This window comes from Rhizobium sp. SU303, assembly GCF_021052345.1.
GTDB classification, from domain to species: Bacteria; Pseudomonadota; Alphaproteobacteria; order Rhizobiales; family Rhizobiaceae; genus Rhizobium; species Rhizobium laguerreae.
In genome coordinates this window covers 2,889,271-2,905,382 of record NZ_CP088095.1, presented here as the reverse complement: position 1 = coordinate 2,905,382, position 16,112 = coordinate 2,889,271, and the positions used below count along the sequence as shown (strand labels likewise).

Below are 16,112 nucleotides of genomic sequence, written 5' to 3'. Positions count from 1 at the left end.
GCGTTCTCCTCGGTTATTCCTCGCCGGACTCGACCAGCGCCTCGCGGACGATCACGTAATAGCCGGCAAGCTCGGGCATATCGGCGGCCAACCTGTCGAAGGCGGGATCGGATGGCGCAAGGGTGCCGGCGTATTTCGCCGCGATGAAGGCCTGGTGGGCGGCGAGGGCTTCGGCTTCGGCCTTGTGCACGACGGTATAGACCGGCGAAGGCACGGTGCGACCTTTGACGATGATGCGATCGAGCTCAACGACCGTGTAGGTGCCGGCGACCAGCCTTGCGGTCTCCTCGCCGAGCAGCAGGGCCACGCCATAATTCTTCGAGGCGCCTTCGAGGCGGGAGGCGAGGTTGACGCTGTCGCCGAGGCAGGAATAATCGAAGCGGCGGGTCGAGCCCATATTGCCGACGATGCATTCGCCGGTGTTGATGCCGACGCCCATCTTCAAGACGTGGGGCTTGCCGCCGCGTGCTGCGGCTTCCCGTTCCAGCTCACGGTTGAGGTTCGAAATCGCGGCCTGCATGGAGAGCGAGGCTTTGACTGCGTGGAGCGCATGCTCGGGATCGTCGAGCGGGGCGTTCCAGAAGGCCATGATGCAATCGCCCATATATTTGTCGATCGTCCCGCCATGATCCATCACCACGTCGGAAAGCGGCGTCAGCAGCCGGTTGATCAGGCCGGTCAGCTGCTCCGGATCATCCTTCAAGGTCTCGGCGATGGTGGTGAACCCACGCACATCGGAAAACAACACCGACAGCGTGCGCCGCTCGCCGCCGAGCTTCAGCTGTGAGGGATCCTGCGACAGGCGCCGGACGAGATCGGGCGAGATATATTGTGCGAAGGCGCGGATGATCTGGCGCTTGTTGCGGCGCTCTTCAGCGTAGTCGAAGGCGGCTTGGCCGAAGACGACCGAGATACAGGCGACCGTCGGCCCGAGCGGCGAAACGAAGATATGGGCAAGCCGGATCCCGGCAAAACTGATGGCCGCGAAGGCGAGCAGTGCCGCCGCGCTGGTCATGATCGTCAGCCATCCCGTCGAGCGCCAGACGGTGGCGGCGGCAAGCAGGACCGATATGAGGATACAGGCGGCCACCACCGGCAGGCGGGCTTCCTCGATCGACAGGCCGCGGCGGATATTGTCGTAGATCGTCGCTTGGATTTCGACGCCCGAGGTCAACGTGCCGGTGTGGACGGTATAGGGCGTGGCAAAGGCATCGACACCGCCCTTATCGATCACCGGCGCGTTCTGCAGGCTGAGGCCGACGAGCACGACGCGACCCTTGAAATAATCCGGCGGCAGAAGATGTGCGGGATCGAGCGCCTGGTAATAGGAGACCGTGGGATAGGAGCGGGCCGGGCCGAAGGATTGGATAAGCTGGCCCGCCGGTAGGGTTGCCGAAATCGTTCCAGAAGCTTTCGCCAGCGTCGCCGCAAACCCGTCCTCATAGGCCGGAATCCGCCGGAAAGTGCCATCGCCGCTAAGATCGACGGAGGCAATACCGGTCTTCGCTCCCGCTTCGGTCAGTTGTTGCAGCGGGGTGACGCGGATGAGTTGCGTGGCTTGCGGCGTCTCGATCAACGTCTCGTCGCCGGCAAGGACGACATCCGGGCCGACGGCGTTAGTGATCGCGTTGTCGTTCTCCGGGGTCGAGGGTTCGGCCAGGATGATGTCGAGGCCGATGACGCTGGCGCCGGCGGCGCGCAGCTGGGTAACGAGTTGGGCGTGAAGGCTGCGCGGCCAGGGCCATTGCGCGTTGATATCGGCAAGCGAGGGTTCGTCGATCGCGACGATGACGGGTCCGCCGGGAGGCGGACGGGGATCGTCGACGGTCGAGAGATAGTCGAAGCTTCTGAGCTCCAGCAGTGACCAGGCGGGCAGGCGCGACAGCAGCGAGATGGCGATCAGCGTCGTCAGCGATAGCACCAGCAGCCTGAGATGGCGGCTCCTGATCTGCCTGGCCTGACGAGGTTTGTCCCGCATCCGCATCAGAAGCGGACTTTGAGCGTGCCCTTAAAGGCGCGGCCCCAGCCGGGCACACCGGGGGTGATCTCGAAGTCTTCGTCGAGCAGGTTATAGGCGGCTGCCTCCAGCTCGATGCGCTTGTCGAACGGTTCCCAGACCAGGTGGGCGTCGAGGCTCCAGTAATCGTCGAGCTTGGTGCCAAACCGATCGCCGTCGCGCTCGCCGATATAGTTGGCGGCGACCGTCGCCTTGACCTTGGCTTCGTTGACCCAGGTCAGCGCAATCTGTCCGGAATTCTGCGGTATGAAGGGAAGAGGGCCTCCATAGATCGGCTCGAGCGGATCCCTGTTTTCTGAATCCATATAGGCATAGGTAGCCGAAAGGCCGAAGCCATGGCCGAGCACGACGTTGGCAGTGACGGCAGCGCGATCGATCCTGCCGCGCGAGATCGGCAGGCTCGTATCCGACGGAAGGGAGATCATCGGAAAATCGATCGAGAAATCATGCAGCTCCTGGTGCTGATACTCGACCGAGGTGAAGAATCGATCAGTCCATTCGGCATCCCACTGCAGGGCGACCGTATCCGTGTAGCCCTGCGGATTGGCGGAAAACTGGTTAGCCTGAAGCCCGAGGACGCCGATGGGGGCAAGGGTCGGAATACCAATATCAAAGCTCTGACGCATGAAGGCAGCACGCAGCCAGTGGTTTTGAACCGGCGCCCAGGCGAGGCCGAAGCGCGGCTCCAGCCGGGTGATATCGATGCCGTCGCCCTCCAGGCGGGTTGCGAACACAGCGTATTCGCCCTCGAGATCCGGCGTGATCTCATGCAGCACATCGACATAGGCGCGGCCGATATCGATAGTGTTCTCTGTGCGATCGGTAGGAGCTGTCAAGCCTAGGAGGGTCGTATCGACGGTGCTGCTGGCATCCAACCAGCCGCCTTCGAGGCCGTAGCGAAATGTCAAAGGCCCGGCACCTATGGAATGGCTCAAAGCGCCGATATAGGTTTGGGATTCGGTCTTCTGAGTGACGTTGGTAAAGGGAATGATGAAGGGAACCCCTCTGCCGATAAACACTGGGTCCAGGTCGACATCAAGCACGCTGTTCGTATTCGATTTGCTTCCCGAATAAAGCAGTGCTCCATTCAACACGTTTTCATACGCAAACGTGTGGCTCCAGCCGATGCCGGCATATGTGCTTTCTCGGACAGTCTTCTCTGTCGTGTAGAGAGGCAGCGGGATAGGGACACGGAACAGGAGTTCCATGAACCCGGTGTTCGACGACAAGGCGCTCAGCGCTCCATCATTCTTGCCATGGTTGACGAAGGCTACCACGCGATCATCAGGCGTGACCGTTGCCGTCAGATAACCGTTGGCGCTCAGCAGCTTGTTATCCGTCTGGACACCGCCGAAATCCTGGTAGTCGCGGTCGAGCGCCAGCTCTTCCCAGGTCAAGTTGCCATAGAAGCTGATCGGGATCGTCGCGTTCGAATAACCTTGGATATCGGCCTCGCCGATGCGTCTCGTATGGCCGTCAACACTGTTGATGCCGCCGCCGAGCGAACCTTCGATGAAGGGCACATCGAACAGCGTTGCCGAGCGCGAGCGGCCGGAAAGCATGTGCGGCGAAAGCAGCAGGCCCTGGATGAAGGATGAGTAGCTCGACGCGTTGCCGCGGTTCTGGATGATATTGTCGTCGCTGAAGCTGGTCGCGTTGACGAAAGGAAAGATGCTGCCTTTGATCGATTGATCGATATAACCCGTGCCGTTGAAGGGATCAAAGACGGCATCGCCGTAGTAGCGGCCCCAGGCATCCAACCCTTGCAGGCGGAAGGCGTCATTCAGTGTCGAACCGGCGCTCGCATTGGCGCCGAGGCCGCTGTAATCGCCGCCGCGGGCGCGCGAGCGGCGCAGGAATTCCTGCGCGTTTCGGATCGCGCCGTCGGCGTCGTAGTCGTCGATATCGACGGCGGTGCGGAAGGCCGAGATAACCGGGTCGTTCTTGTCGAGCCGGTCGGCATTGTCGAGCGCCTGCTGGGAAGGAATGCGGTCGCCTTTTTCGTAATGGGCGGCGGCGAGCATCAGCTGTGATTGCGAATGCGCCGGGTTGGCGGTGCTGGCGGCGAGCAAATCTTGCAGCGCCTTGTCGCGCTCGCCAGTTTGCAGGTAGTATCGGCCACGGGCGAGCAGGGCTATATCGAAGGATGGATCGAGCGCAATTGCCGTGTCGATCTCGTGCTTGGCTTCCTTCATGCGCCCCTGATCGAGATAAAGGATCGAGAGATTCGCGCGCAGCAACGGGTCCTGCGGATCGAGCTCGATCGCCTTCTTGAAGGCCTGTTCCGCTTCGCCATTGGCATCGCGCGAACTCTGCAGCAGGCCGAGAGAATTCAGCGTGCCTGATGCGCCGGGGGCAAGCGCGATGGCGCGGTTCAGGTCCGCAAGCGCGCCGTCGATATCGCTTTCATAAATTGCCTTGTAGCCTGCACGGGCGGAGAGCGCCATCGGATGATCTGGGTCGAGCGACAGCGAGCGTTCTATCGCTTCCTTCATCTGCTCACGGTCGTCGGTGAGCTGCGCCAGCTGGGCGCGGACCGCCGGCAGGGTCGGATCATCGGGATAGCGCTGCTCCGCTTTCCTGATGATATCGATCGCAGCGCGCGGATTCTCAAGGAAGCCAGCGGTATATGCCTGCATGATCGCGCCGTAGGGGCCGGCGGTGTTGGCCGGCGGCGGTTCGGCATGGGCGGGGTCGGCCAGCGAACGGGCGAAATAGCCGCCATATTGGGCCATGTTGCGGCGTGTCGGGTCGAGATTCGGCAGGGCCTTCTGAAAGAGCTTGGCGGCATCGCCATAACGCTTTTCCGAGCCGGCGATGGTGGCGTCGATCAGGTCGACGCGCGCCTGCTGGGCTGTCGTCAGTTTGCGGCCGCGGATATTCTGCAGCGTTGCGGCTGCAACCTGGCGTCCGTCGAAGGCGCTCTGCACTTCGGCAAGTTCCAGCCAGTCTTCGGTTGTGCGGCGCTCCGGCGGCAGCCCTAACAGGCGGCGGCGTTCGGTCGCCATGCGGTCGGCCCGCAGCGGCGAAGTCGGCATCAGGTCGAAGCCGTCGCGCAGGTCCAGATAGAAGAGCATCTGTTCGCGGTCATCGGGATTGACGCTGATGATCTTGCTCGGCGCCTGGCCGATGGTGGCGACCGCTCCTTCGCCCTCGTTCACCTCGACGCTGCCCTGCGGATTGCTGAGCGCCACGCGGCCTTCGAGCACAATCATCGAAGTTTTGTTGCCCTCGACCGTCATGGTCCAGTCGGTGCCGCGGATGGCGGCTGCGGCCGCCGGCGTTTCAACCGTCAGGCCCTGGCCGCCGCGCTCGGCGCGCGCCCAGATGGTGCCGGATTGGAGATTGAGCACGGTATCGCCGCCGGCCGCCATCTTCTTCACCTGCAGCGAGGAATTGCGGCCGAGGCGGACCTGAGTGTGGTCGGAAAAGACGATGGCGAGTTGGCCATTGGCATTGGTGCGCAGCACGTCGCCGGTCAGGAGATCCTGATTGATGTCGACGACGCGCCAGTTCGACACGTCGATGAAGCGGACTTCCTCGCCGATCTTGCGTGCGATCACAGAGCCGGCGACCGGCGTAGCGCGCGGCACGGGATCGGCCATCGCCGGCAGCCCGAAACCGGGCACGGCAAACGCCAGCGCCATCCCGACGCGACAGATGTTACTGGAATAACCCCGCATGTCCTCGACCCCATACCCCACTCTCCCTTTGTCCGTGCAGAGTGGAAAAGTCAAGCATGTTGCACACGTGTTCTTGCTTTCGTCGTCAAGTGTAATATCAGGGAAACACTTGATGGCGGAGTATTCACGTGAGCGAATTTGAAAGTGCACCTGAGGTTATGCTGAGCAAGCCATCGAGCGGCGACGTCAGCACTGAGTATTTCGATCATATCAAGAAAATCAACGACATATTTTATGATCAGATCAAGATATCCGACCAAAAGGCTGCCTATATTTTTACTTTCATGCTCGCCTTTCTGGTGAGCTCCAGCGAGGTGAGGGCCGTTTTCAGCCTGACGCGTTACACCGGCGGCACGCCGGGCAGCATGCTGTTCTCAGGCCTGCTTGCGGCAGCCTCGGTCTTCTCGATCCTGTCGGCAATTCTTGTTGTGCTGCCGCGGCGTCTCGGCACCTCCACCTCGCTATTCTGGGGCGCCTGGCCTGATCATCGCGATATGTTCTTCGAGGCCGCGCTTCGCCGTGACGAGCGCTACCTCTTCGACCAGTATCTCGAAAACGCCAACATTCTATCGGCTATTGCCCGCAACAAATACCGCTGCGTCACCTTCGCGTTTCGTGGGCTGATGGTAAGCGTGATCGCCTATGTGCTGCTGTTGATTGCCGTGTGAGGGAGTAAGCGGCGAAGCCAGCGAATGCGCTGAGCGCAGGCGGCCAAAAATGCAGGGCGCGCCGAGGCGCGCCCCCCTGTTCAATCTTCGATTTCGAGAACGAGCTCGAGCTCGATCGGCACGCCTAACGGCAGGCTGGACACGCCGAGGACGATTCGGCCGGAGAGTTTGTCTTCGCCGAAGACCTGGAGCAGCATTTCGGATGCCCCGTCGGCGACCTTTGGGTGGTCGCGAAAATCGCCTTCGGTGGCGATGTAGACGCCGAGCTTGACGACCTTCGCCACCCTGTCCAGCGAACCGAGATATTCCCTGGCGGCCGCAAGGGCGCTAAGGGTCGCTGTCTCGGCGGCCTTTCTGCCGTCTTCGGCCGTGAGCGCGCCGCCGACGCGGCCGATATGGCGAGGCTTGCGGTCGACGACCGGCAGCATACCGCTGAAGAAGACCAGCTTGCCGGTTCTGACCGCCTCGACATACGCGCCCAAGGGTGTCGGCGGCGGGGGAAGCGTGATGCCGAGTTCCTGCAGCCGCCGTTCCGCGCCGGCTGCCTCAGCTTTCGCATGGTCTACCATTTGCCCAGATGTGCGCCGCCGTCGACGTGCAGCACCTCCCCGGTGACACGCGGAGCTTCGGTGAGGAAGACGACCGCATCGGCAATCTCCTCGACATTGGAAATGCCTGCCATCGGCGACAGAGTGCTCAGGAAGTCCTTCGGGTTGTCTTTGTGCAACGGCGTGTCCACCACACCGGGAGCGACGATATTGAAGCGAATTTTCTCGTTCGCATATTCCATCGCCAGGTTCTTGGAGATGGCGTTGATACCGCCCTTTGTCATCATCGAGACTGAGGCGGAGAAGCCGGCGATCGGATGATCGGTCAATGGCGTGGTGATACTGACGACGCTACCGCCCGTTTTCTGCGCGAGCATCTGCCTGACGACCTGTTGGGTCAGGTGGATGAAGCCTTCGAGATTGGTCGAGGACAATTTCTGGAAGTCGGCCATCGTAAACTCGACGAACGGCTTGGCTAGAAAAATGCCGGCATTGTTGACGAGTGCGTCGATCGAGCCGAAGCGGTCGATTGCTGTCCTTGCCACCCGCGCTGCGGTTTCGGCATCGCCGATGTCGCCATCGACGAGCGCCAGCCTGTCCGAGGCTTGGAAAGCCTCCGAGGCGCTGACCTGGCGCGAGGTAGCGACGACATTGTAGCCGCGCTGGATGAAGGCGTTGACGAGGCCGGCTCCGATACCCTGGGAGGCGCCCGTGACGATGACTGTTTTTCTCGTAGTCATGCTGATCTCCATAATCTGGTTCGGGCAACGCGGGCCTTGCGGTTGCAAAGGCGGGGTCGCTCGAGATGGGGCTGCTGCGAATGCGCCTCCATCGGTTGTGGTTGTTTTCGCAAGGTGAATATGGCGAAAACTCCATTACCTGATTAGATGGAAATATCTGGATTCTCTTTTGCATCCATGCAAAAATCGGCGCATGGCCGATCTGAACGACATCGCCGTTTTCGTGAAGGTGGCGCAGTATGGCAGCTTCAGCCGTGCTGCCCATTCCCTCGGCATGCCGGTATCGACCGTCAGCCGGAAGGTGACGTCGCTGGAGGAGCAACTCGGCGTGACGCTCATGCAGCGGACGACCCGCAAGCTGAGCCTGACCGCGCAGGGCCAGGCCTATTTCAACAAGTGCAGCGAACCGCTCGCCCATCTCCTCGATGCCGAGCAGGCGCTCACCGAGACACAGAAAAAACCGGAAGGTTTGCTGAAGATCTCGGTGCCTGTGATCTTCGGACAGGAGGTCTTCTACGAATTCATCTCATCCTTCCTGAAGACCTATCCCAATATCCAGATCGACCTCTTCATCACCAACCTGTTTCTCGATCTGATCGCCGAGAATGTCGATCTCGGCATCCGCTTCGGCGAACTTAAGGATTCCTCCATCGTGGCGCAGCGGCTCGGCAAGAGCGTGCGCTATCTGGTCGCCGCACCGGACTATCTGAAGGGCAGGGTGCTTCCCTTGAAGCCCGAAGACTTGAAGGACCATCAGTGCGTGCTCTTGAACGGCCGCAACGGCGAGGCGGAATGGCATCTCGTGAGCCGTCGCAAATCGGTTCGCCTGCATGTGTCGGGGCCGGTATCGAGCCGGGATTTCGATGCGGTGAGCGCCTTCACCTACCGCGGACACGGCATCGGCCTGCTGCCTTCGACCTATTGCGACGAACAGATCAGAAGAGGCGAACTCGTCCGCCTGCTGCCGGACTGGTCGTCCGAGGAAATTTTCGTGCACGCCGTCTATCCCACGCGCCGCTTCCTGCCCGCCCGATTGCAGGTCTTTCTCGAGGCGTTGAAAGCATGGAAGACCCCCTTGTGGCTTCCCTTGCATTGAAGGCTTCCGATTCCATCACCGAAAATTGAAGCCGTGCGCGTGGGCGAGCGTCCTCCCCCGGCCAAGCTGTGTTAGAGTTCGCTGGCTTGGATGGCGCAGGGATTGGATTGCCAATGCTGACGACACTTGCGGTGCTTATGGGTCTTTCCGGCCTCGTCCCCATCGCGCAGGCGGGGGGAAGCGAGGTCGATGTGACCCTCGTGCTTGCCGTCGACACCTCGCGGTCGATGGACTTCGAGGAGATCGGCATCCAGCGCGAGGGTTATGTCGAAGCGCTCAAGCACAAGGAATTCATCGACGCGGTGAAGGGCGGGCTGACCGGCCGCATCGCCATCAGCTATTTCGAATGGGCAGGTTATGTCGTCCAGGATTCCGTCATCGACTGGCAGGTGATCGAGACGGAAGAGGATGCGATTGCTTTTGCCGATAAACTCGAAGCCCGGCCGATTGCCACGCAGCGGCGCACATCGATCTCCACCGCGATCGCCCAGGGCGCCAGCATGATCGTTTCCAGTCCCTTTCAGTCCAGGCGGCAGGTGATCGATGTCTCCGGCGATGGGCCGAACAATTCCGGCGATCCCGTCACCCCCGCCCGCGACAAGGCGGTAGAAGCCGGCATGATCATCAATGGCCTCGCCATCATGCTGCGGCCATCCGATGCGCCCAACGGGCTCGATAAATATTATGCGGATTGCGTGATCGGCGGTCCCGGCGCCTTCGTGCTGCCGGTCCGCAAAATCGAGGATTTCGCCGTTGCCGTGCGCCGCAAGCTGGTGCTGGAGATCAGCGGCATTTCCCCGCCGGCGACCGTGCAGAAAACAGCCGGCGCCGAGGCGGGTGCCGACTGCCTGATCGGTGAGAAGCAATGGCGGGACATCTTCGACCGTTGATGCCAGAACAGGTGATTTTAGGCCGGCTCGGCCTAAAAATCTCAATCCTGTTCTGAATTACATAGTTAGAGCATGATGTCGTCCGAAAACCGCGCACACTTTTCGGCATCATGCTCTACCGGATCAGCGCGCCGAAATTATATCAGTCAGTATCTGGTAAGCGGCGGAGACGCGGTCCTCGTTGGGATAGTTTTTGTTGGCCAGAATGACGATACCAACGCGCTCTTTCGGGACGAACGCGACATATGCGCCGAAACCATTCGTTGAGCCGGTTTTATTGATCCAGACATCGTCGCGCGGTTTCATTGCCGGCATCAGTTGCTTGACGGGAATGGTCTTGAGCATCGCGCTGGAATTGTTGTCCATCAACGTCGTCAATGTCGCAGGATAGGAATACTGTTCCCAAATAAGGTCCTGGGTCATCGCACCGACATCGAAGTATCCCGTGTGCGTATTCTTGATCGCCTGCTGGAGCTTATCGTCCAGTTCGACCAGTCCCATATTCGCGTCGATGAACCGGATCATGTCGCCTGCTGTGGATTTCACTCCATAGGCCTCGGACGAAAGAGTAGCGGTTGTCATCCGAGCCGGCTCACCGCTTCGCTTGTAGCCTTGGGCATAGTCGGCCATTTTCGATTTCGGCACATTGATATACGTGCTCGTCAACCCGAGAGAAGGAAACAATTGCTCTTCCATAAGAGCTGCGAAGTCGTTGCCCATGCTTTTTGCCGTTATATATCCGAGCGCGCCAATGCTTGGATTGGCGTATGTTCGGTGCGTTCCGGCGGCATATGATGGTTTCCAGCTTGCGAGATACTCCATCAGTTGCTTTTCGGTTTTGACTTCATCGGGAACTTGCAGCGGAAATCCACCAGCCGTATGGGTGCCCAAATCCATCAGGACGACATCGCCGAAGGGCCTTCCCTTCATCGACGGAAGATATTTGCTTGCCTTGTCCGACAGCGAAAGTCGGCCGGTCACGTCTGCGTAGGAGGTGAGGGTGACTGTAAAGGTTTTGCTGATCGATCCCAGTTCGAACATGGTCGCCGAGGTGACGGGCCTGCCCGTGTCCTTCGACTCGACGCCGTAGTTGAAGATGTGGTTCTGTCCGTCAGCGGTGATGGCAACGGCCATGCCCGGAATGCCGTATTTATCCATGATTGGTTTTATCGCGGCGTCCGAGATGGCTTTCAGTTTCAGCTCGTCAGCCGCAAAGCCACTTGTGGAAATGCATGTCGAGACCAATGCGGCCGATAGAATTCCTATCCAATCACGCGTCATTTCTTCATCCTCTAAAAGCAGCTTCATCAGCGCAAAGGCGCATGAAGACGGCATTTAATGGCACTGTTTTGCGGCAGCAAACGATGATATCTCGGAGGAGATCCAAGAAAATCTAGGGCTAAGATGGTTCGGCAATTCCTCCCCTTGAATGGCTTGAGGGCCTTCGAAGCATCGGCAAGACATCTCAGCTTCACCCGGGCTGCGATCGAGCTTTGCGTTACCCAGGCGGCTGTCAGCCAGCAGGTCAAAAGCCTGGAGAAGCGATTGGGGGCTGCGCTTTTTCAGCGTCTCCCAAGAGGTTTGAAAATTACTGCAGAAGGCGAAGCTCTTTTGCCGACCTTGACCAATTCCTTCGATCAAATGGCGATCACGCTGGACCGGATCGAAGCCGGGCAGGTTCGGGAATTGCTGTTCCTGGGCGTGGTGGGGACGTTTGCTGTCGGCTGGTTGTTGCCAAGGCTTTCGTATTTTCAACAGCAGCACCCGTTCATCGATGTACGCGTTTCGACAAACAATAATCGCGTCGATATGGCGGCCGAGGGACTGGACTTTGCCATTCGCTTCGGCAGCGGCTCCTGGCACGGCACAGAGGCGCTACGTCTGTTCGACGCTCCGCTCTCTCCTCTGTGCACACCCAAATTGGCCGAGCGTTTAAGGTCGCCTGCAGATCTGGTCGAGGCGACGCTTTTGCGGAGCTATCGAGCGGATGAGTGGAGCACCTGGTTTGCCGCAGCGAACGTTCCGCCGGCGGCGCAGATAAACGCCGGTATCGTCTTCGACTCTTCCCTCGCCATGATGGAGGCCGCCTTGCAAGGACTGGGGATCGCTCTGGCGCCGCCGTCGATGTTTTCCAGACATCTATCCTCGGGGGCTATAAAACAGCCTTTTCCTGCGACCATATCGTTGGGGAGCTACTGGCTAACCCGACTGCAATCGAGACCGCCAACAGCGGCCATGCTCGCATTTTCCGATTGGATAACGTCGCAGATTCCTCCCGCATCTCAATGACGGCTTCCGGCGAGCCGCAGGCCGAGATCCCCCCGACGCTCAAGGACTCGGGCGTCAGGGTTCCTGCCCTTTAGCCCGTTGGGTAAGGGAACTCCTCCGTCATGCTCCACCGCCGCCGCTTTGCTTACGCCACACAGATGCCCGGCACGGCGACCTTCTGGAAGAGATGCGGTGAGGCGACCGCCGAGGACGGATAGGCCGAGAGCTTCGCCCGAAACTCCGGATGCGAGAATGCCGCCCGGAAGTCGGCGGTCGATTCCCAGACGGCATAATTGAGATAAGCAGGGCTTTCGCCGATGGCGCGATGCATCTGGGTTGAAATGAAGCCAGGCTGCCGTTTCATGAAGGCCGCATCGGCCTGCCAGGCATCAAGGAAGGCCTGCTCGTCGGCCTTGTCGAGCGTGAAGAGGTTGATAAGGACGATGGCGGAGGCATCGATTACGATTTGACGATCGATCGGAAAGGCAGGGTCCATCGGGCGCATAAGCGACATGGTCGACTCCATCTGATTTGGTTACATGATGTCAATCTGGTGATACGGATACATATTCAATTTGACATTATGATGTCAATATAGATACATGGTGACAAATGCACGAACCCCAACGGACCCCGGCCGGAACAGCTTTGACCGACCTCATTCTGGATCTCTTTCGGCTCAATAACCGGATGATCAACGCGGGAGACAAGCTCGTCGACGGGCTCGGTCTGACGAGCGCCCGCTGGCATGTCCTCGGCACCGTCATCACAGCAGGCCGGCCACAACCGGTCGCATGGCTGGCGCGCGACATGGGGGCCAACCGCCAGAACGTCCAGCGCATCGTCAACGATCTGGAGAAGGAAGGGCTTCTGGCGTTCCAGCCCAACCCGCACCACCGACGGGCACAGCTCGTCGTGCTGACGGACAGGGGAAAGCAGGCATATGAAACCGCCATGCGCCTGCAGGCCCCCTGGGTCGACATGCTCGCGGAAGGGCTTCAGGTCGAGGATCTCAAAACCACGCGTGCCGTCATGAGGGCGCTGCGCAGCAAACTGGAAGGAAATGGAGATGTTGAAGAGCAGGCCTGATCGATATGGCGCAATAGCGGTCTCGATCCACTGGCTGAGTGCGGTTCTGATCCTGGCGCTGCTCGGCTCCGGCTTCCGGGCTGCCAATGCCATGGATGCCGCGACCAAGGTCGGGCTGCTGCGCTTCCACATTCCGGTGGCGATCGTCATCCTGCTTCTGACTGCTCTTCGCATTGTCTGGTGGTGGCGTTTCGATCGCAAGCCTGCGCCGGTGCCGGCATCGCCTCGCTGGCAGGAGCGGCTGGCGGGCTTTGTTCACGTCGCCTTCTACATCTTCATTCTCGGCATGGTCGCCAGCGGCATCGGAATGATGATCCTCAGCGGTGCTGCTTCCGCCGTCTTCGGGGCAGCCGGCGCCACGCTGCCTGATTTCACCGCCTATCCGCCGCGTGGCCCGCATGGGTTCGGCGCCTTCCTGCTTGTCGGCCTGCTGGTTTTCCATGCCGGCGCCGCGCTCTATCACCAGTTTGTCCGCGGCGATCACCTGTTGCGGCGGATGTGGTATGGCGGCTGAGATCCCGCCGCGGTCGATGTCTAATGGCTCGATGTCTAATGTTTGGCTTCGCGAAGATCTGTCGGGGGGACGCGTTCGGGCCTGCCCCAGGAGACACAAATCGCCAAACCGGCAAGAAGCCGGCCAGTGCCACGCCCAATTCGACGATCAACGGTCACCGGGATCGGCTCGACGCGTGACCGCTGTGTGCCTAGAAGGCGCGATGAAGCGCCGCGCTGTTGCCCGCCGAGACGCTTCTCAAATGATGTCACCGTCTGCGTGATGCCGCCGCCCTTGCCTATAAGGGCAGCTGCTTGCCGGCCTGTTCGCTGACCATGTATTCGGCGTACCAGTCCGGCCAGTTCTCGTCGTGTTTGCCGCCGTTTCGCTTCTCGTGTTCGCCGTGCGCGGTCGCCGCACGGCGCATGGCTGACGCGAGATCGGTCGAGGTGGTGAATGTCGTCCCGTCGGCGTCGATGCGTCCCGGCAGGCGCGTGGTGACTTCCTGGAACAGCCAGCCGTTGCCATCGGGATCCTTGAAGGAGGCAAAGGAGCGATAGCTGCGGTGATCGGGATCGCGGCCGGCAATGCGGAGCCGCCCGAACAGGTATGGTTCGTCCTTGCCGGCATAGACGCCGGCTGCATCATGGAAGACTTCGCTGACTTCGATGCCGCGGGCGATCAGATCGCGGCGGGCAGCCTCGATGTCGGAGACGACGAGGTAGAGGCCCTGGGCGGAGCCGGGGGCGGCAGCCGTGACGTTCTTGCCGAAGATGATCGCGCAGCCGGAGCCCGGCGGCGTAAACTGGATCACCCGAAAATCGGCATCATTGGCGAAGTCGGCGTCGAGCCGCCAGCCCAGGCCGTCGTAAAAACGTTTGGCGCGGTCGACGTCGGAAACGGGGATGACGACCACCTCGAGCTTGGTGTCGACGGGCTGTGTTCTCGGGGTCTCAATGGGGGTTTCACTGCGCATGGCATTGCTCATCTTCAGCTCCTTGGCGTTTTGGATGCGTTAAGAATGGCGATACATGTCGCCGGCCAGTGGACCACAGCGCGGTGAGGCCGTCGAATCAATTATTCTGTCTGATTTGGCCGGTAGTGGCGGATTCCGCTGCGACGCAAGGCGCGTCGCTCTCGATCCGCGCGGGTTGCTAAAAGTCAGCTCGATCCGATGAGGCGGCGGGGCCTGTTCCCCGCCACCTGCGGGAAGTTCCTACGCGGCGAGAGCAGCGCGGGTTTTGCCGATCGTCAGAGCCGCCTTTGCTGCTTCGCGGCCTTTCTCGACGAAATGTGCGCGGTAGATCTGCTTGTGGTGCTCGGTTTCCTGATATTGATGCGGCGTCAGCGAAACCGACAGCACCGGCACACCGGTATCCATGCCGGCGCGCATCAGCCCATCGACGACGGCCTGGGCGACGAATTCGTGGCGGTAGATTCCACCGTCGACGACGAAGGCGGCGGCAATGACAGCGGCATAGCGTCCGCTTGCCGCAAGATCGCGCGACAGCAGCGGCATCTCGAATGCGCCGGGAACATCGAACACGTCGATCTGCTCTGGCGGAATAAGCTGATGGAAGCCGTCAAGGGCGCGGTCGACGATGTCGGCGTGCCAGCTGGCTTTGACGAAGGCGTAGCGGGTGGGTGTCACGGTAATCTCCTTTGGCGAACAGACACATCACCCAAGGCGATCACGAACGTCCCCGACAGCCGCAAGGGCGGCAGGAACGCACGTTCTCTTTCATCCGGACTATGACCGTCGGCTCAGGCATCTCACCTGATCTGCTGACCCTTCCGGAGAAGGCGCTCGCGGGCTCGCAATCTAAATTGCATACCGCCGGTAGGGACTTGCACCCCGCCCTGAGAACGGCGCGAACAATAGGGGGAAGGTGACGGGCTGGCAATAGGTCGAAATGCATTCGCGGCCGGAGCTAGATCAGGGCTCCCTAAGCGGCGATTCCGTTCGTTCGTCGATGGCGACGGGCAATCCCTCTTGCGGAGGAGGGGCTTGCGCCTACATGCTCTCGGTGAGGACATGCACGTCAGAAGCACGACAAGACAGGACGCGCTGTCTCCGCCCGGGCGGGGCCGTGACAACCATGGGAGAGAGTTATGCCAGAATCTTTCGTCGTTCACCGCGAGGCGCATATCGCCGCACCGCCGGCCGCGGTGTTCGCGTTGATGACCGACCCGGAAAAGATCCTGCGCTGGATGGGAACGGAGGCGCAGGTCGAGCCGCAGCCCGGCGGGCTCTATCTCGTCAACGTTACCGGCGCCCGCTTCGCGCGCGGCTCGTTTCGTGAGGTGGTGCCGGTTCATCGCCTTGCCTACAGCTTCGGCTGGGACGGCAGCGAGGTGGTGCCGCCGGGGTCGAGCCTGGTCGAGATCGATCTAATCGAACAGGGAGGCGGAACGCTGCTGCGGCTCACCCATAGCGGCCTGCCGAGCGCCGAGCAATGCGCCGGCCATGCGGAGGGCTGGGCACATTATCTCGGACGGCTGACCGAGGTCGCCGCTGGGGGTGATCCGGGTCCCGATCCTTTTTACGGCAGGACATGAACAATTTTTGGCGGCGGCCGCGCGGCTCAGAAGCCCTTGCCGTTGCGACAACAGCGGTCGG

Annotated in this window: 15 protein-coding genes and 1 riboswitch; of the genes, 7 read left to right on the top strand and 8 right to left on the bottom strand. The window is 60.7% G+C overall.

The genetic code is table 11. The annotated features are described in order from the left end of the window. Positions 1-13: 13 nt before the first annotated feature. On the bottom strand, positions 14-1,984 hold the full coding sequence (locus RlegSU303_RS14590; RefSeq protein ID WP_131719113.1) for a CHASE2 domain-containing protein: 1,971 nt from the start codon (positions 1,982-1,984) through the stop codon (positions 14-16). Further along, a complete protein-coding gene (locus RlegSU303_RS14585) occupies positions 1,984-5,700 on the bottom strand; it encodes a FecR domain-containing protein (protein ID WP_131719112.1) in 3,717 nt (1,238 codons plus the stop codon). The genes RlegSU303_RS14590 and RlegSU303_RS14585 overlap by 1 nt, the downstream gene beginning before the upstream one ends. 128 nt (positions 5,701-5,828) lie before the next feature. Between RlegSU303_RS14585 and RlegSU303_RS14580 the strand changes: the two genes are divergently transcribed. After that, positions 5,829-6,368 carry a Pycsar system effector family protein gene (locus RlegSU303_RS14580; protein WP_003541124.1) on the top strand — a complete coding sequence of 180 codons (540 nt, stop codon included), beginning with the start codon at positions 5,829-5,831 and terminating at the stop codon, positions 6,366-6,368. 80 nt (positions 6,369-6,448) lie between these two features. On the opposite strand, the gene RlegSU303_RS14575 is transcribed toward RlegSU303_RS14580, so the two are convergent. After that, positions 6,449-6,937, bottom strand: a complete 489-nt coding sequence (locus RlegSU303_RS14575; RefSeq protein WP_131719111.1) for a RidA family protein — start codon at positions 6,935-6,937, stop codon at positions 6,449-6,451. Next, the gene (locus RlegSU303_RS14570; RefSeq protein WP_003541120.1) at positions 6,931-7,656 is read right to left on the bottom strand and encodes an SDR family NAD(P)-dependent oxidoreductase; all 726 of its coding nucleotides are present in this window, start codon (positions 7,654-7,656) and stop codon (positions 6,931-6,933) included. Before RlegSU303_RS14570 ends, RlegSU303_RS14575 begins: the two co-directional genes overlap by 7 nt. 193 nt (positions 7,657-7,849) lie before the next feature. Here RlegSU303_RS14570 and RlegSU303_RS14565 point away from each other — a divergent pair, with 193 nt between their 5' ends. Next, positions 7,850-8,752: a LysR family transcriptional regulator gene (locus tag RlegSU303_RS14565; RefSeq protein WP_131719110.1), complete on the top strand. Its 903-nt coding sequence runs from the start codon at positions 7,850-7,852 to the stop codon at positions 8,750-8,752. Positions 8,753-8,865: 113 nt separating this feature from the next. Continuing rightward, complete coding sequence (locus tag RlegSU303_RS14560; RefSeq protein WP_131628422.1) at positions 8,866-9,642, top strand: DUF1194 domain-containing protein; 777 nt, start codon at positions 8,866-8,868, stop codon at positions 9,640-9,642. Positions 9,643-9,765: 123 nt separating this feature from the next. On the opposite strand, the gene ampC is transcribed toward RlegSU303_RS14560, so the two are convergent. Continuing rightward, positions 9,766-10,923 (bottom strand): class C beta-lactamase, encoded by a 1,158-nt coding sequence (gene ampC / locus RlegSU303_RS14555; protein WP_131719109.1) that lies wholly within the window; start codon positions 10,921-10,923, stop codon positions 9,766-9,768. Between the two features lie 123 nt (positions 10,924-11,046). Between ampC and RlegSU303_RS14550 the strand changes: the two genes are divergently transcribed. Further along, positions 11,047-11,931 (top strand): LysR family transcriptional regulator, encoded by an 885-nt coding sequence (locus RlegSU303_RS14550; protein ID WP_131719108.1) that lies wholly within the window; start codon positions 11,047-11,049, stop codon positions 11,929-11,931. A gap of 124 nt (positions 11,932-12,055) precedes the next feature. On the opposite strand, the gene RlegSU303_RS14545 is transcribed toward RlegSU303_RS14550, so the two are convergent. Further along, positions 12,056-12,424 carry an antibiotic biosynthesis monooxygenase family protein gene (locus tag RlegSU303_RS14545; protein WP_184500608.1) on the bottom strand — a complete coding sequence of 123 codons (369 nt, stop codon included), beginning with the start codon at positions 12,422-12,424 and terminating at the stop codon, positions 12,056-12,058. Positions 12,425-12,522: 98 nt separating this feature from the next. On the opposite strand from RlegSU303_RS14545, the gene RlegSU303_RS14540 reads away from it, so the two are divergent. Both RlegSU303_RS14540 and RlegSU303_RS14535 read left to right on the top strand, forming a co-directional pair. Further along, positions 12,523-12,999, top strand: coding sequence for a MarR family winged helix-turn-helix transcriptional regulator (locus tag RlegSU303_RS14540; protein ID WP_131719107.1), 477 nt, complete (start codon positions 12,523-12,525; stop codon positions 12,997-12,999). Next, entirely contained in the window at positions 12,980-13,513 is a 534-nt protein-coding gene (locus RlegSU303_RS14535; protein WP_131719106.1) for a cytochrome b, read from the top strand. Before RlegSU303_RS14540 ends, RlegSU303_RS14535 begins: the two co-directional genes overlap by 20 nt. A gap of 277 nt (positions 13,514-13,790) precedes the next feature. Here the strand turns inward: RlegSU303_RS14535 and RlegSU303_RS14530 are convergent, their stop codons facing one another. Both RlegSU303_RS14530 and RlegSU303_RS14525 read right to left on the bottom strand, forming a co-directional pair. Next, entirely contained in the window at positions 13,791-14,480 is a 690-nt protein-coding gene (locus RlegSU303_RS14530; protein ID WP_027683877.1) for a VOC family protein, read from the bottom strand. A gap of 228 nt (positions 14,481-14,708) precedes the next feature. Next, a complete protein-coding gene (locus tag RlegSU303_RS14525; RefSeq protein WP_131719105.1) occupies positions 14,709-15,143 on the bottom strand; it encodes a 6,7-dimethyl-8-ribityllumazine synthase in 435 nt (144 codons plus the stop codon). Between the two features lie 78 nt (positions 15,144-15,221). Continuing rightward, positions 15,222-15,364: riboswitch (FMN riboswitch) on the bottom strand. A 240-nt stretch (positions 15,365-15,604) separates the two neighbouring features. On the opposite strand from RlegSU303_RS14525, the gene RlegSU303_RS14520 reads away from it, so the two are divergent. After that, on the top strand, positions 15,605-16,051 hold the full coding sequence (locus RlegSU303_RS14520; RefSeq protein ID WP_131719104.1) for an SRPBCC family protein: 447 nt from the start codon (positions 15,605-15,607) through the stop codon (positions 16,049-16,051). The last annotated feature ends 61 nt before the right edge of the window (positions 16,052-16,112 follow it).

Coding starts and splice junctions, on each gene's coding strand:
- RlegSU303_RS14575 (WP_131719111.1), bottom strand. CDS start 6,937: ATGGTAGACCATGCGAAAGCTGAGGCAGCCGGCGCGGAACGGCGGCTG.
- RlegSU303_RS14570 (WP_003541120.1), bottom strand. CDS start 7,656: ATGACTACGAGAAAAACAGTCATCGTCACGGGCGCCTCCCAGGGTATC.
- RlegSU303_RS14560 (WP_131628422.1), top strand. CDS start 8,866: ATGCTGACGACACTTGCGGTGCTTATGGGTCTTTCCGGCCTCGTCCCC.
- ampC (WP_131719109.1), bottom strand. CDS start 10,923: ATGACGCGTGATTGGATAGGAATTCTATCGGCCGCATTGGTCTCGACA.
- RlegSU303_RS14585 (WP_131719112.1), bottom strand. CDS start 5,700: ATGCGGGGTTATTCCAGTAACATCTGTCGCGTCGGGATGGCGCTGGCG.
- RlegSU303_RS14545 (WP_184500608.1), bottom strand. CDS start 12,424: ATGTCGCTTATGCGCCCGATGGACCCTGCCTTTCCGATCGATCGTCAA.
- RlegSU303_RS14565 (WP_131719110.1), top strand. CDS start 7,850: ATGGCCGATCTGAACGACATCGCCGTTTTCGTGAAGGTGGCGCAGTAT.
- RlegSU303_RS14535 (WP_131719106.1), top strand. CDS start 12,980: ATGTTGAAGAGCAGGCCTGATCGATATGGCGCAATAGCGGTCTCGATC.
- RlegSU303_RS14540 (WP_131719107.1), top strand. CDS start 12,523: ATGCACGAACCCCAACGGACCCCGGCCGGAACAGCTTTGACCGACCTC.
- RlegSU303_RS14590 (WP_131719113.1), bottom strand. CDS start 1,984: ATGCGGATGCGGGACAAACCTCGTCAGGCCAGGCAGATCAGGAGCCGC.
- RlegSU303_RS14530 (WP_027683877.1), bottom strand. CDS start 14,480: ATGAGCAATGCCATGCGCAGTGAAACCCCCATTGAGACCCCGAGAACA.
- RlegSU303_RS14550 (WP_131719108.1), top strand. CDS start 11,047: ATGGTTCGGCAATTCCTCCCCTTGAATGGCTTGAGGGCCTTCGAAGCA.
- RlegSU303_RS14520 (WP_131719104.1), top strand. CDS start 15,605: ATGCCAGAATCTTTCGTCGTTCACCGCGAGGCGCATATCGCCGCACCG.